Source organism: Bradyrhizobium genosp. P, assembly GCF_049949265.1.
Lineage (GTDB): Bacteria > Pseudomonadota > Alphaproteobacteria > Rhizobiales > Xanthobacteraceae > Bradyrhizobium.
On the sequence record NZ_CP188195.1, the window covers coordinates 5,603,817 to 5,617,613 of the forward strand.

Sequence of the window (13,797 nt, forward strand, 5' to 3'; positions counted from 1 at the left end):
GTTTTAGACGCCGAGATAGGTATGCAATTTGTCCATATTGGCCGACAGCTCGGAATTCGCGAAGCCGTCGATTACCTTGCCGTGCTCGACAATGTAGTAGCGGTCGGCAACAGTGGAGGCGAAGCGGAAATTCTGCTCGACGAGAAGGATCGTGAATCCTTCCGACTTCAGCCGCGCAATGGTGTGGCCGATCTGCTGGATGATGACGGGCGCGAGCCCTTCGGTCGGCTCGTCCAGCATCAGGAAGCGCGCACCGGTGCGCAGGATGCGCGCGATCGCCAGCATCTGCTGCTCACCGCCCGAGAGCTTGGTGCCCTGGCTGAAGAGCCGCTCCTTCAGGTTCGGAAACAGCGTGAAGATCTGATCGAGCGACAGGCCGCCGGCGCGCACCACCGGCGGCAGCATCAGGTTCTCGCGCACGTCGAGGCTCGAGAAGATGCCGCGCTCCTCCGGGCAGAACGCGATACCCATTCGCGCAATCCTGTCGGACGTGGCGCGAATGATCTCCTGGTTGTCGAAGCGGATCGAGCCGGAGCGCTTGCCGATGATGCCCATCACCGACTTCAGCGTGGTGGTCTTGCCGGCACCATTGCGGCCGAGCAGCGTCACCACCTCGCCGGCCCTGACGCTGAAATTGATGCCGTGAAGGATGTGGGATTCGCCGTACCAGGCCTGCAGATCCTTGACCGAGAGCACCTCGGCGCCGGTGACCGTCGCGGGAGCGTCCGCCAGTTTCGCCTCAGCCATGACCCGCTCCCAGATAGGCTTCCTTCACCCGCTCGTCCTTGGAGAGGTCGGCGTAGTTGCCCTCCGCCAGCACCTGTCCGCGCGTCAGCACGGTGATGATGTCGGAAAGATTGGCCACGACCGAGAGGTTATGTTCGACCATCAGGATGGTGTACTTGACCGAAATGCGCTTGATCAGCGCGGCGATCTTGTCGATATCCTCGTGACCCATGCCGGCCATCGGCTCGTCGAGCAGCATCATCTCGGGGTCGAGTGCGAGCGTCGTTGCAATTTCAAGTGCGCGCTTGCGGCCATAGGGCATTTCGACGGCCGGCGTATTGGCGAATTCGCTCAAACCGACATCGTTCAGGAGCTCTTGGGCGCGGCTGTTGTAGCGGTCCAGCACGCTCTTGGAGCGCCAGAAATCGAACGACGAACCGTGCTGGCGCTGCAGCGCCACGCGGACATTCTCGAGCGCAGTCAGATGCGGAAAGACCGCCGAGATCTGGAACGAGCGCACCAGCCCGAGGCGCGCCACATCCGCTGGCGCCATCGCCGTGATGTCCTGCCCCTTGTAGCGGATCTGGCCTCCCGTCGGCTTCAGGAATTTGGTCAGCAGGTTGAAACAGGTGGTCTTGCCGGCGCCATTGGGCCCGATCAACGCGTGAATATGACCGCGACGCACTTTCAGCGCGACGTCGCGAACGGCAAAGAAACCCGCGAATTCCTTGGTTAATCCGCTGGTTTCGAGAATGAACTCATCGGCCAAATAGATTTCCCCCATACGCCATCGCTGCGAGGCCTCTCGCCGCGTAGCCAGTTTTTTCATGCCCGACAGGTTGTCCGAACGTCTTGGAAACCGTCCCGAGCCTGCCGCCTCCGGGCCGGAATATGCCGTCATCCGCGGCAGTTAGGCAAGGTAGAAAGCTGTGCAGTGCGGCATCGGCAATACCGGTTCCGGTTGATCCTTAGTCGAATAGCATCCGGCCAACGCTTCGCGCGCCGGAAAGCGGCCGTTAACGGTGTTTTGCCCCGTTCCGGTGCTTTCATAGAATATTTCCGTCTGTGGCAGAGGCTCCGGCGGTTTGGACAGAGAAGCGGGACCTTCCCTTGCAGTTCGAGAGCGCCAATCCGTCGGTCGTCAAGTCGATCAGGCAACGTGATTTCCTGAACACGTGGCTGAGACTCTATGCCCGCGAGCAGGTCATTCCGCGGATGGAGGAGTATCAGCCGGAGCGGATCGAGGAAGATCTGCCGGACCTGGTGTTCTTCACGGTCGATACGACGACTCAGCCGGCACAGCTGACGATCCAGAGCGACGGCACCCGGATGTCGAATGCCTACGGACACACCGGCAAGGGCCGCCTGCTCGACGACTATCTCGGGCCGCGGCTCGCGCCGATCGTGATGCCGGTCTACCACGAATGCATCGCCCGCCGCCTTCCTGCCTACACAATCGCCGATATCGATGACGTCTATGGCCATGTCGTCGCCTATGAGCGGCTGCTGCTGCCGTTCTCGGATGGCGGGCCGGTCACTCATCTGATCGCGTCACTGAAGACGATCAGCGCAGATGGCAGCTTCGAAATCCGCAATCTGATGCGCGGTAACGACAGGCTGCCTGAGCCCAGGCTGCGCGCCATCATCGATCGCGACCTGTTCCATCGTGCCCCCGGTCGCATCCCGTTCGGGGATGTGCTTGAATTCGGCTAGAAGATGGAATTCGCAAGTGCCGATCCATCGGTGATCAAATCGATCACGCAGCGCGTCCTGTTGAACGCCTGGCTGCGCGCATTGCGGCAGCCGAATGCGCTTCCGCTGCTCTGCGACTTTCATTCCGACGGTACGACGGACGAGCGAGCCGACATGATGGGGTTCGATGTGGTCGGCAGCGGCGATGCCGCCCGCTTCCTGATCATGCAGGAAGGCGCCCGGCTGACCACCGCCTATGGCAACGAGCACGTCGATCCGGCGCGGCGGACCAACCGCTATCTGGACGACGCGATCGGCCCGCAGCGTTACGCCGGTGTCATCCTGTCGTATCGCGCGTGCCTGGCACGAAGGCGTCCGACCTACACGGTTGCGACGGTGCAGGACGCCGACGGCAAGGACGTCTCCTATGAACGGCTGCTGCTGCCGTTCGGGCGCGGCGACACGGTCGAGCAGCTGATCGGCTCCTACAAGGCGATCAGCATCGAAGGCGGCTTCACGCTCAACAATCTGATGGGCGTGACGCCGAAGGCCGTGCCGGTCGTCGTCGTCAGGGCCGTGATCGATCGCAGCTTCGTCCCGTTACAGCGTTCGTCGGAGTTCGATACGGCCGAACTCATCTAGCCTTCTTCCGCGCCTTCGCCGGCACTTCCTTGGCGTAAGTGTCCGGCCTAAAGCCGACCACGCGCTTGGACCCGAGATCGAGCACCGGACGCTTGATCATCGACGGCTGGTCGGCCATCAGCGCCAGCGCCTTGCGCTCGTTCAATGCCTCCTTGTCGCCGTCGGGCAGCTTCCTGAAGGTGGTCCCGGCGCGATTGAGCAGCGTCTCCCAGCCGACTTCGCCGCTCCACTGCTTGAGCTTGTCCTTGGCGATGCCTGATGCCTTGTAGTCGTGAAAATCGTAGGCGACGCCGTGATCGTCGAGCCAGGCCCGCGCCTTCTTCATGGTGTCGCAGTTCTTGATTCCGTAGATTGTGATGGTCAATGCCGTTCCCCGCATGCGTTGCGCCGGGAAATTAGCCCCGCAGCGACGCCTGCGCCAGATCGGACCGTGGCGGTCTCCACATCGACGTTACCGCGCCTCCGCTCTCAGGCCCGAGAGACGTCGATGACGGCCTGGGCGAACGCCTTGGGTGCCTCCTGCGGCAAATTGTGACCGATGCCGCCGGTCACGAGCCGGTGCTCATAGTGGCCGGAGAACTTCTTGGCGTAGGCTGCGGGCTCCGGATGCGGCGCGCCGTTGGCATCGCCTTCCATCGTGATGGTCGGAATTGCGATGACCGGTGCCTGGGCAAGCGTCCTCTCGAACGCATCGAACTTCGATTCGCCTTCGGCGACGTCGAGCCGCCAGCGATAATTGTGGATCACGATGTCGACGTGATCAGGATTGTCGAACGCTGTAGCGCTACGATCGAAGGTGGCGTCGTCGAAATTCCACTTCGGTGAGGCGATCTGCCAGATCAGCTTGTTGAAGTCGTGCCGATTCTTGGCGTAGCCCTCGCGGCCGCGCTCGGTGGCGAAATAGAACTGGTACCACCATTGCAGCTCGGCCTTCGGCGGCAGCGGCATCTTGCCGGCCTGCTGGCTGCCGATCAGATAGCCGCTCACCGACACCATGGCCCTGCAGCGTTCCGGCCAGAGCACCGCCATGATATTGGCGGTCCGCGCACCCCAATCGTAACCGCCAAGCACGGCCTTCTCGATCTTCAATGCATCCATCAGCGCGATGATGTCCGTGGCAACCGCTACCGGCTGACCGCTGCGCATCGTGTCACCGGAGAGGAAGCGCGTGGTGCCGTAGCCGCGCAGATGCGGCACGATCACGCGGTAACCGGCCTCAGCCAGCGCCGGCGCCACGTCGGCGTAGCTGTGGATGTCGTAGGGCCAGCCGTGCAGCAGGATGACGGCGGGACCGGAGGTCGGGCCCATCTCGACGTAACCGACATTGAGCACGCCGGCATCGATCTGCTTCACCGGGCCGAGCGAGGTATGCGCGCCCGTCTTGATCGCGGGCAACGTCGCCTTGGCGGCGGACTGCGCGTGCGCCGGTGCGATGATGCCGAAGCCGGTGGCGGCGAGCGTCCCGCCGGCGACGCCAAGGAAGCGACGGCGTTGCCGATTGATGGATTGCGACATGGCGATCTCCTGCGTCCGGTGTCGGCGTGCCGGATTTACTTACCCGGCTCCGCCCGGCTCCAGCGCCTCACCGAGCTCGATCGGATGCGCCATGGTCTGGTGCAGTGCGTCCTTGTCGAGTTCGCCCTCCGACAGGCTGATCACCACGCAGGCAACGCCGTTGCCGATCAGATTGGTCAGCGCGCGGCACTCGCTCATGAACTTGTCGATGCCGACCAGGATCGCGATCGACTGGATCGGAATGTCAGGCACGATCGACAGCGTTGCGGCGAGCGTGATGAAGCCCGCGCCGGTGACGCCCGAAGCGCCCTTCGAGGTGATCATGGCGATGCCGAGAATGCCGAGCTCTTGCCAGATCGTCAGATGGGTGTTGGTGGCCTGCGCCAGGAACAACGTCGCCAGCGTCATGTAGATGTTGGTGCCGTCAAGATTGAAGCTGTAGCCGGTCGGGATCACGAGGCCGACCACCGAGCGCGAGGCGCCGAGATGCTCCATCTTCTGGATCATCTGCGGCAGCACGGTCTCGGACGAAGAGGTGCCGAGCACGATCAACAGCTCATCCTTGATATAGGCGATGAAGCGGATGATCGAGAAGCCGGCGAGCCGCGCGATCGCCCCCAGCACGATCAGCACGAACAGCACGCTGGTGAGATAGAAGGTGGCGATCAGCGCCGCCAGGTTCACAAGCGAGCCGAGACCGTAGGCGCCGACCGTGAACGCCATGGCGCCGAAGGCGCCGAGCGGCGCGACGCGGACGATCATGCGGATGATGCCGAAGAACATCTGGGCGGCCTTGTCGATCGCCGCGGCGATCGGCTCGCCGGATTTGCGCATCAGCGCGATGGCGAAACCGGAGAGGATCGAGATCAGCAGCACTTGCAACAGGTCGCCACGCGACAACGCGCCGAGATAGCTGTCCGGAATGATCGCCATCAGATGGGCGACGATGCCGTCTGCCTTCGCCTGGGTGACGTAGGTCGCGACCGACTTCGGATCGATCGTGGCGGGATCGATGTTGAAGCCGCGGCCCGGCTGCAGCACCTCGCCGACCAGAAGGCCGAACGCAAGCGCGACCGTCGACACCATCTCGAAATAGACCAGCGCCTTCAACCCGACCCGGCCGACGCGCTTGAGATCGCCCATCGAGGAGATTCCGTGCACGACGGTGCAGAAGATCACGGGCGCGATCATCATCTTGATCAGCGCGATGAAGCCGTCGCCGAGCGGCTTCAACGCCTTGCCAAGATCGGGATAGAAATGTCCGATCAGGACGCCTGCGAAGATTGCGATCAGCACCTGGATGTACAGAATCTTGTACCAGGGTTGATGATGTGGCCGGACAACCGGCTTGATCGCGTCTGTGGTCATGAAGTCCCCCCGACTGACAGTTATGATTTTTACGATGCCGTAGTCACGGCCGCTTTGGAATATTCAGCCCGCGCTCCACCGCCGGCCGCTTGAGGCCGCGTTCGAGCCAGGCTGAAACATGCTTGAACTGGTCGAACCCGACGAGTTCGCCGGCGCCGTAGAATCCGTTGAGATTGCGCACCCAGCCGATCATCGAGATGTCGGCGATGGAGTAGTCGTCGTCCATGAACCATTGCCGCCCCGCAAGGTGCGTCTCCATCACCCCGAGCAGGCGCTTGGACTCGGCGACGTAGCGCTGCAGCGGCCGCTTGTCCTCATAATCCTTGCCAGCGAATTTGTGGAAGAAGCCGACCTGACCAAACATCGGCCCGATGCCGCCCATCTGGAAATGAACCCACTGGATCGTCTTGTAGCGGCGCGCCGGGTCCGCGGGCAACAGCTGGCCGGTCTTCTCGGCCAGGTACTGCAGGATGGCGCCAGATTCGAACAGTGGCAGCGGCTTGCCGCCGGGACCGTCGGGATCGAGGATGGCCGGGATTTTACCATTCGGGTTCAGCGAAAGGAATTCCGGTGTCTTCTGGTCGTCCGTGTTGAAGTCGACGAGATGAACCTCATAGGGCAGCCCGATCTCCTCGAGCATGATCGAGACCTTCACCCCGTTCGGCGTCGGCAGCGAATAGAGTTGCAGGCGATCCGGCTGCTGGGCTGGCCAGCGCCTGGTGATGGGGAAGGCTGACAGGTCGGTCATATCGACGATCTTTGCGTGGTTGTTGTCGGCTGGACTTTTCGTTTGAGCATGGTCTGTTCGGAAAACCGGTGCCCACTTTTCCGGATCATGCTCTAATGTACGGACCCCGCTGCAAGCCGCAAGGGCCGTGCCGACCATGAACGATGACCCAACGCCCGTAAAGCTCGGCCTCTCCGACGACGAACTCGCGGCCCACCCGACCGTATTCGCGGCCGAGGCGCTGGCCGGTCATGTGGTCGTCATCTCCGGGGGCGCCGGCGGCATCGGACGTGCGATCGCCTTTCTGTTTGCGCGGCTCGGCGCTGATGTCGTCGTGGTCGGCCGCAACAGCGACAAGCTGAATTCGCTTGTCGGCGACCTCGGGCGCCGTGGCCTGAAAGCATCCGCGCATGTCGCCGACATCAAGGACGCCGACGCCGTCAACGCGATGTTCGATGCCACATGGGCTGCGCACGGCCGCGTCGATATCCTGGTCAACAGCGCCGGCGGGCAGTTTCCGCAGGCCGCGATCGATTTTTCCACCAAGGGCTGGAATGCGGTCATCAACACCAACCTCAATGGCACCTGGTACATGATGCAGGCCGCGGCGCAGCGCTGGCGTAACCGGAAAGCGCCCGGCAGCATCGTCAACATCGTCGTGGTCACGACCCACGGCCTTTACGGCATCGCACACACGATCGCGGCGCGGTCCGGCGTGATCGGGCTGTCGCGCGCGCTCGCGGTCGAATGGGCGCCGCTCAACATTCGCGTCAACTGCATCGCCCCCGGGGCGATCGAAACCGAAGGATGGAACGTCTACCCTGAGCATGCGCGGGCCGCCTATCCGCGCTCCAACCCGATGATGCGACCAGGTTCGCCCTGGGACATCGCCGAGGCCAGCGTCTATCTCGCCGGCCCCTCCGGCAAATTCATCACCGGCGAGACGCTGACCGTGGACGGCGGCGGCCAGCATTGGGGCGAGACCTGGACCACCGGCAAGCCGGATTATTTCAAGGGCGACGATTGACATCATCGAAGATTGTAGGGTGGCAAAGGCGGGGCCCTTCGCACCGTGCCACCATTCAACATGGTGCTCGCGATGGTGGGCACGCTTTGCCTTGCTCACCCTAGGGATCATTTGCCGTCGTCGAAACTGACAATGACAGCGGCGTTCGCGATGAGGATCGGATCATTGCCGAGATCCGACGGGATTTCGAGCCCGCCCGCGATCGCCTTCACCGTCTTGGTGCCGTAGGGCAGTTCTTTGGCAACCGCATCGGTATCGACCGCCTCCGGATTCGGCACGGCGATCGTGACATCGACGAACATGTCGTTCGCCGTCTTGCCGAGCATGCGGAAGAAGCCGAGGCTGGAGTGGCGGATCGCATCCGAAACAGCCCGCTTGGCGGCCTTGGTGGCGTCGCGGCCGTGAACATCGACGCCCATGCCCATTTCGGTGATACAGCGCACGCGTGTCATGAGAATTCCCTGTTGTCGTTGGCGTGAAGGACTTCCTCCTCCATCGTCCGCGGCGACAGCGACGTCAAGTCATGCGTTCGCGATCTCGCGGCAAAATGAGCCCGAGCTTTGCTCCTCGTTTGCCCTCTTATCATGGAGGGCGCAGGGAAAGCCGGGTGCCGATCGCACCCATGGGCCCGGTGCAACAACCAAACCGTGTCCGCTTCGCTCTGGCGCGCTGCCAGCTTCACGGACAGCAGGGGCGATTGCACGAGGAGCAGTATCCCTGTTGACATCCGAACAGACTGGGCGTATTTCCCGCGGCCTTCGCGAGCAGTTGCGTTCGCGATCAAACATGAGCCCGACTGATGCACACCGGATTTGAAAAATCCCGCCAACTATCGAACGGCCTTCGGCCGATCGATAGCTCACGCCCGGCTCATGGGAGCGATCTCGCCTAACACGAGGTCGATAGTCCGCATCACGTGGACCCTCCCGAGCCAGCCGCTCCGGAGGGTTTTTTGTTGTCCGAAGCACGGCTCATTCGAACTGCCCGGCGAGAAGCCGGAACGGGAGACCCGGATCCCGGGGCTCGCGCGAAGACGCGTGTGCCCAAGTGCGCGGGGCCTGTCAGAGGGAACGAGGCGATGAGCCGGATACCGATGGCAGAGCGAACTCCAAGGAGTTCGCAATGTGCGGCGCGTCGATAGCGCCGCGTTAGATATTCCATGGTTGGCCGCATCTTCGCGGCCCAACCGACGCTGGTGGTGAAGATCTCGGATACTTCGCGCCATGGTGAAAGCGGGTTCGACTCCCGCCTTTGACGCACGCACCGGGGAGCGGCCTCGCGAGGTTCGCACGCGCCCCGGCACGGTCTTGCTCCGCAAGGATGATCCGTGTTGCGTCACTGATCAAAACCGATATCGCCTGTTCCCCAGCGTACCCATCAATGGCCGGCGTTGTTACGCCGGCCAGGCGGTGGTGAAGATGTCTGTTACTTCGGTAGAGCGCCGATCGCTTGCGGTCGGAGGTCGCGGGTTCAAATCCCGCCGGCAGCAATGCCGTAGCTCAGTCACTTGCTCTTCGGAGCGGCAACAGCATCACCTGTTCCCCGCCTACCCTCTCCACGGTCCGTGGTGAAGATCGCTGTTACATCGTTTGAACCACGAGAGGTCGCGGGTTCGAATCCCGCCCGGCGTCGTATGCGCCGGTAGCTCAGCGGTAGAGCGCTACTCGGCCGGCAGAGCACCTGCCGGTTGGGGTCTCAGCAATCGCATGTTCCCGGATCGTGGTTCTAGAAATGCCGGTGGTGAAGAGCGCTGTTACTTCGCTAATCGCAAGGTCGAGGGTTCGAATCCCTCCGGACGCAAGTCCGTAGCTCAGTGGTAGAGCATGCGAAGCCCGCAAGGGCAGTCCAGCCTCGCCTGTTCCCCGGCACCCGTTTTCAATCCATACTCAACCCAAGAGGAGGCCATCATGGTCACGATCAACAAGATCGTGCGCGCTCTCACCCGTGAGGGCGCGCGCGGAAAGCGCTTCACGCCCGAGATGGAGCTGCGGCGCGCGCTGATGAACTGCCTCCTCTGGGAGGACCAGTTCTACGAGGACGGGGTTGCGATCGCCGATCGCATCAAGGCGCTGGTGCCGAAGGTCGAGCCCGCGCGTGTGGCCAATCTCGCCATCGCCGCGCGCGAGGTCATGAAGCTGCGGCATGCGCCGCTGCTGGTGATCCGCGAGATGGCGCGGCACGAGAAGCACCGCGCGTTGGTCGCCGACACAATCGCTCGGGTGATCCAGCGCCCGGACGAGATGACGGAGCTGCTTGCAATCTACTGGGCGGATGCGCTCGGACCGTTGCAGCAGCGCAAGCGTCAGCCCGTCTCGGCGCAGGTCAAGAAGGGCCTGGCACGGGCGCTCACCAAGTTCGACGCCTACCAGCTTGCGAAGTACGATCGCGACGGCGCGGTGCGCATCAAGGACGTGTTGTTCCTGGTGCACGCCAAGCCGAAGGACGCCACGCAGGAGAAGGTGTGGAAGCAGCTCGTCGACGGCGAGCTGGCCTCGCCCGATACCTGGGAGGTGTCGCTCTCGTCCGGCAAGGACAAGCGCGGGACCTTCGAGCGGCTGATCGCCGAGAACAAGCTCGGCGGGCTGGCGCTGCTCCGCAACCTGCGCCTGATGCAGAAGGCGGAGGTGCCGCGCCGAACCATCGCGGACGCGATCGAGGCGATGCGGACGGACCGCGTCCTGCCCTACCGCTTCATCACGGCGGCGCGCTACGCGCCGGACTTCGAGCCCGAGCTCGAGGCCGCAATGCTGAAGTCGGTCAAGGACTACGCGCGGCTTGACGGCCGCACGCGGCTCCTGATCGACGTGTCGGGATCGATGTTCACCCCGCTCTCGGCACAGTCGGAGATGACGCGGGCGGAGGCGGCATGCGGCCTTGCGATCCTCGCCCGCGAGGTCTGCGACGGGGTGGAGATCTTCACGTTCAGCAATGAGGTCGTGAAGCTGCCGCCGCGCCGTGGCTTCGCACTGCGCGATGCGATCATCGGCTCGCAGCCGCACGGTGGCACCTATCTCGGCAAGGCCGTGACGGAGATCGACCGCAAGGGCGATCGCCTGATCGTCTTTACCGACGAGCAGAGCCACGACCAGGTGCCCGCCCCCAAGGGACGCGGATACATGGTCAATGTGGCGTCGTATCGCACGGCGTCGGCCACGGGCCGTGGACGCGGGTCGACGGCTTCTCCGAGGCCGTCATCGCCTGGATCGAAGCGTCGGAACAGACGGTGCATTGATTTGCATCAGACAACAACGGGCCCGGACACGCGCGTCGCGTGCCCGGGCCCATTTTTTGAGTTTAGTCACAAGACGCCCGCGGTCGCCGCACCCTTCGTTCGGCTGCGGTTCATCCGGGCAGGCGGATAGTTCCAACCGCAATACCGGACGGAGCCTCGCATGTTACAGCTCAGCCGCCGGCGGGCCCTGACGCTCGCCACCTGTTTCGTCGCAAGCCCCCTGCTCGGCTCCGAGAGCCGCGCCGAACAGACGCCGGTTCCGGGCGCGGCCAGTTTCGAGATGGCGACCTTCACCGCGACGTCAGGCGGCGATGCCGACGCCGCCTTTGCCAAGGCGCTGGCGGCGATCGCCAAGGCGGCGGCTGATGCCGCCAAGGCCGGGCCGGTGCATATCGTGCTCAACCTCGAGAAGAACGCCAGCTACCGGATCAAACGGCCACTCGCGTTCAAGGGGCTGCACGGCTTCGAACTCAACGGCAATGGCGCGCAACTGATCAATACCGCGCGCACCGGGACGCTCGCGATCTCAGGCTGCAACCATCTCACGGTGCGCGATCTCGCCATCGACTACGACCCGCTGCCGTTCATCCAAGGCACCATCGCCGCCTTCGACAAGCCAGCGATCGAGATTACGGTGAAGGTCGATCCCGGCTATCCCGACGATGCTGCGCTGCTCGCCACCATCACGGACGGGTTCTTCAAGGTGATGGACCGGCACAACCGCGCGCTGAAGACCGGCGCGAGGGATTTCCTCTCGCCGGCCCACGTGACGCGCCTTAGTGACGGGCTGATCAAGGTGCATCTGGCGTGGGGCGCGAATGACCGTTTCCCGAGCCAGTTGCCGATCGCCATCGGCGACGTGGTCGCGATCTCCAACAGCGGCGCGACCGCGATCGGGATCGACTCCAGCGTTGCGACGAGCCTGATCGACGTGAAGTTGATGGCCTCGCCGGGCATGGGGATATTGGAGAACGGCGGCGAAGGCTCGATGCTGCTGCAAAAGGTCTCGGTCGTTCCGGGCCCCCGGCCGAAGGGAGCTGCGACCGACCGCCTGATCTCGACCAATTCGGACGGCTCGCATTTCACCGCGGTCGCCTTCGGCCCGACCTTTGAGGATTGCAGCTTCGCCAACACTTCCGACGACGCCATCAACGTGCACGGCTTCTACTATTACGTCGTGGCTAAACCGGCGCCTCGGCGCGTCCTACTCAGCCCGAAATGGGACATCGGGCTTTTAGCCGGCGACGACGTCGAGAGCTGCGACCATGCGACCTTCCGCTCGCTCGGGCGAAGCAAGGCAGAGCAACTGACCAAGCGCCACGCGCCCGAATTGAAGGCGAAGATCGCCCAGCTCTGGAAAAACCGCAGCCCGACCACCCAGCCGGACCTGATCTACGACGTCGTGCTGCAACAGGACCTGCCGCTGAAGGTCGGCGACGCCGTCTCCTCGCTGACCCATATCGGATCCGGCGCCACCGTGCTGCGTTGCAGTTTCCACGCCTGCGGCCGCGTGCTGATGAAGGCGCCGAACGTCATTGTCGAGAACTGCCAGTTCACGTTCGCGACCGGGGTCGCGCTGCAGGCGGGAAGCGATATCGGATTCTGGTCGGAGTCCGGGTTTGCCGACAACCTCGCGTTCCGCAACAACCGCTTCAGCCATTGCGTCAACGGCGCCAATGAACTGACCGACGGCAGCGGTGTGCTCGGCACAATCTATGTCGGCATGGTCGCGCCCGAAGGCGTCAGGGGATTTCCGGACAATGTCCAGAACCGGCGCGTCATCATCGAGGGCAACCACATCGACAATTCCTTCATCTACGCGATCTTCGTCAGCAATGCCGACGGCGTGAAGATATCCGGCAACCAGATCGGCCAGACCTTTGTCCGCGGCAATACGTTTGGGGCGGGCGGGCTTTACGGCATCAAGCCGAACAGCGCGATCTATGTCGGCCGCAGCAGGAACGTCGAAATCAGCAACAACATCGCCGCGCGCGGCCGGATCGCGACCAATGCGGTCGCGATCGATCCCACCTGCGACAAGCACACGGTGCATCTCGCCAACAACCGGCTGGCATGAGCCGACGCGACGACCGGTTCACTTCGCCCTCACCCCTGCTTCTGCAACACTGTGATGTGCAGACGGCAGCGAATCTCCATCCCCTGGCGCCGGTACAGCGCGATCGCCGACGCGTTGCTGCTGAAGACATGCAGGAAGGGAATCTCTCCCCGCGCCACGATCTGGCGTGAGACCGCCGACAGCAGCGCCTGCGCATAGCCGCGGCCGCGGTGAGCTGGATGCACGCAGACCGCCGTCATCTCGGTGTAATTGCCCGGCTTCATCCGCTCGCCGGTCATCGCCACCAGTTCGCTGTCGACGCGGATGCCGAGGAAGGTGCCGAGTTCGTGCGTTCGCGCGCCGAACGGGCCCGGCTTGGTCAATTCCGTCAACGCCATCATGGCCGGAACATCTGCCGCGCCGAGCGTGACGATCTCGACACCGGACAGCGAGGACTCAGCCGGCGTGCCGATCATCTGCTCGCCGGTCTCGGCCAGCAGGACCTTGAACGCCGGGGGCGCGGTGACGGCCTCAGGCGTGAACAGCACCGCGATCTCCGGCCCCGACAGCAAATCGCCGAGCGCGGCAAAGCTATTCTCCGACATGTCAACCATATCGGCGAACGGCGCGATCTCGACCGGAAAGCGGCGCGCGGCGGCGCCGCCTTCCGCCAGGGCCCGCTGCCGGGTGGTTAGCGCACTCCAGATCGGATGATCCAGCGGATGGGACGATGATGCTGACATGCGGTGCTTCGCTCCCGTTTTGCTGGGAGCAGAGCAGCAACCGTCAGCGAAATCCAGTCCCGGCGGCGT

Annotated in this window: 12 protein-coding genes and 1 pseudogene; 5 read left to right on the top strand and 8 right to left on the bottom strand. The window is 63.5% G+C overall.

The features are described 5' to 3' along the window. Positions 1-3 precede the first annotated feature (3 nt). Complete coding sequence (locus ACP2YO_RS27185; protein ID WP_426434241.1) at positions 4-747, bottom strand: ABC transporter ATP-binding protein; 744 nt, start codon at positions 745-747, stop codon at positions 4-6. Beyond that, positions 740-1,495 carry an ABC transporter ATP-binding protein gene (locus tag ACP2YO_RS27190; RefSeq protein ID WP_426434242.1) on the bottom strand — a complete coding sequence of 252 codons (756 nt, stop codon included), beginning with the start codon at positions 1,493-1,495 and terminating at the stop codon, positions 740-742. The genes ACP2YO_RS27185 and ACP2YO_RS27190 overlap by 8 nt, the downstream gene beginning before the upstream one ends. Before the next feature lie 341 nt (positions 1,496-1,836). Between ACP2YO_RS27190 and ACP2YO_RS27195 the strand changes: the two genes are divergently transcribed. Both ACP2YO_RS27195 and ACP2YO_RS27200 read left to right on the top strand, forming a co-directional pair. Then, positions 1,837-2,439 carry a PAS domain-containing protein gene (locus tag ACP2YO_RS27195; protein WP_426434243.1) on the top strand — a complete coding sequence of 201 codons (603 nt, stop codon included), beginning with the start codon at positions 1,837-1,839 and terminating at the stop codon, positions 2,437-2,439. Between the two features lie 3 nt (positions 2,440-2,442). Continuing rightward, positions 2,443-3,060, top strand: a complete 618-nt coding sequence (locus ACP2YO_RS27200; protein ID WP_426434244.1) for a hypothetical protein — start codon at positions 2,443-2,445, stop codon at positions 3,058-3,060. Here the strand turns inward: ACP2YO_RS27200 and ACP2YO_RS27205 are convergent. The 4 genes from ACP2YO_RS27205 to ACP2YO_RS27220 form a co-directional block, all read right to left on the bottom strand. Then, complete coding sequence (locus ACP2YO_RS27205) at positions 3,053-3,424, bottom strand: ArsC family reductase (protein ID WP_426434245.1); 372 nt, start codon at positions 3,422-3,424, stop codon at positions 3,053-3,055. The genes ACP2YO_RS27200 and ACP2YO_RS27205 overlap by 8 nt on opposite strands. A gap of 104 nt (positions 3,425-3,528) precedes the next feature. After that, complete coding sequence (locus ACP2YO_RS27210) at positions 3,529-4,575, bottom strand: alpha/beta fold hydrolase (RefSeq protein ID WP_426434246.1); 1,047 nt, start codon at positions 4,573-4,575, stop codon at positions 3,529-3,531. 39 nt (positions 4,576-4,614) lie between these two features. Beyond that, complete coding sequence (locus ACP2YO_RS27215; protein WP_426434247.1) at positions 4,615-5,943, bottom strand: dicarboxylate/amino acid:cation symporter; 1,329 nt, start codon at positions 5,941-5,943, stop codon at positions 4,615-4,617. Between the two features lie 43 nt (positions 5,944-5,986). Further along, positions 5,987-6,691: a glutathione S-transferase family protein gene (locus ACP2YO_RS27220; protein WP_426434248.1), complete on the bottom strand. Its 705-nt coding sequence runs from the start codon at positions 6,689-6,691 to the stop codon at positions 5,987-5,989. Between the two features lie 136 nt (positions 6,692-6,827). Here ACP2YO_RS27220 and ACP2YO_RS27225 point away from each other — a divergent pair, with 136 nt between their 5' ends. Continuing rightward, positions 6,828-7,697: an SDR family oxidoreductase gene (locus tag ACP2YO_RS27225; RefSeq protein ID WP_426434249.1), complete on the top strand. Its 870-nt coding sequence runs from the start codon at positions 6,828-6,830 to the stop codon at positions 7,695-7,697. Between the two features lie 107 nt (positions 7,698-7,804). Here ACP2YO_RS27225 and ACP2YO_RS27230 read toward each other — a convergent pair whose 3' ends face one another. Next, on the bottom strand, positions 7,805-8,149 hold the full coding sequence (locus ACP2YO_RS27230; RefSeq protein WP_092113334.1) for a Lin0512 family protein: 345 nt from the start codon (positions 8,147-8,149) through the stop codon (positions 7,805-7,807). A 1,455-nt stretch (positions 8,150-9,604) separates the two neighbouring features. Here ACP2YO_RS27230 and ACP2YO_RS27235 point away from each other — a divergent pair. Together ACP2YO_RS27235 and ACP2YO_RS27240 are read left to right on the top strand one after the other, a co-directional pair. Continuing rightward, a pseudogene (locus ACP2YO_RS27235) lies at positions 9,605-10,929 on the top strand (TROVE domain-containing protein). 160 nt (positions 10,930-11,089) lie between these two features. Next, positions 11,090-13,006 carry a right-handed parallel beta-helix repeat-containing protein gene (locus ACP2YO_RS27240; protein WP_426434250.1) on the top strand — a complete coding sequence of 639 codons (1,917 nt, stop codon included), beginning with the start codon at positions 11,090-11,092 and terminating at the stop codon, positions 13,004-13,006. Between the two features lie 29 nt (positions 13,007-13,035). Here ACP2YO_RS27240 and ACP2YO_RS27245 read toward each other — a convergent pair whose 3' ends face one another. After that, positions 13,036-13,728 carry a GNAT family N-acetyltransferase gene (locus ACP2YO_RS27245; RefSeq protein ID WP_426434251.1) on the bottom strand — a complete coding sequence of 231 codons (693 nt, stop codon included), beginning with the start codon at positions 13,726-13,728 and terminating at the stop codon, positions 13,036-13,038. Positions 13,729-13,797: the final 69 nt, after the last annotated feature.

Bases quoted from the DNA above. Each gene is read 5' to 3' on its own strand.
- ACP2YO_RS27185 (WP_426434241.1), bottom strand. From the start codon at position 747: ATGGCTGAGGCGAAACTGGCGGACGCTCCCGCGACGGTCACCGGCGCC.
- ACP2YO_RS27200 (WP_426434244.1), top strand. From the start codon at position 2,443: ATGGAATTCGCAAGTGCCGATCCATCGGTGATCAAATCGATCACGCAG.
- ACP2YO_RS27210 (WP_426434246.1), bottom strand. From the start codon at position 4,575: ATGTCGCAATCCATCAATCGGCAACGCCGTCGCTTCCTTGGCGTCGCC.
- ACP2YO_RS27215 (WP_426434247.1), bottom strand. From the start codon at position 5,943: ATGACCACAGACGCGATCAAGCCGGTTGTCCGGCCACATCATCAACCC.
- ACP2YO_RS27220 (WP_426434248.1), bottom strand. From the start codon at position 6,691: ATGACCGACCTGTCAGCCTTCCCCATCACCAGGCGCTGGCCAGCCCAG.
- ACP2YO_RS27225 (WP_426434249.1), top strand. From the start codon at position 6,828: ATGAACGATGACCCAACGCCCGTAAAGCTCGGCCTCTCCGACGACGAA.
- ACP2YO_RS27230 (WP_092113334.1), bottom strand. From the start codon at position 8,149: ATGACACGCGTGCGCTGTATCACCGAAATGGGCATGGGCGTCGATGTT.
- ACP2YO_RS27240 (WP_426434250.1), top strand. From the start codon at position 11,090: ATGTTACAGCTCAGCCGCCGGCGGGCCCTGACGCTCGCCACCTGTTTC.
- ACP2YO_RS27245 (WP_426434251.1), bottom strand. From the start codon at position 13,728: ATGTCAGCATCATCGTCCCATCCGCTGGATCATCCGATCTGGAGTGCG.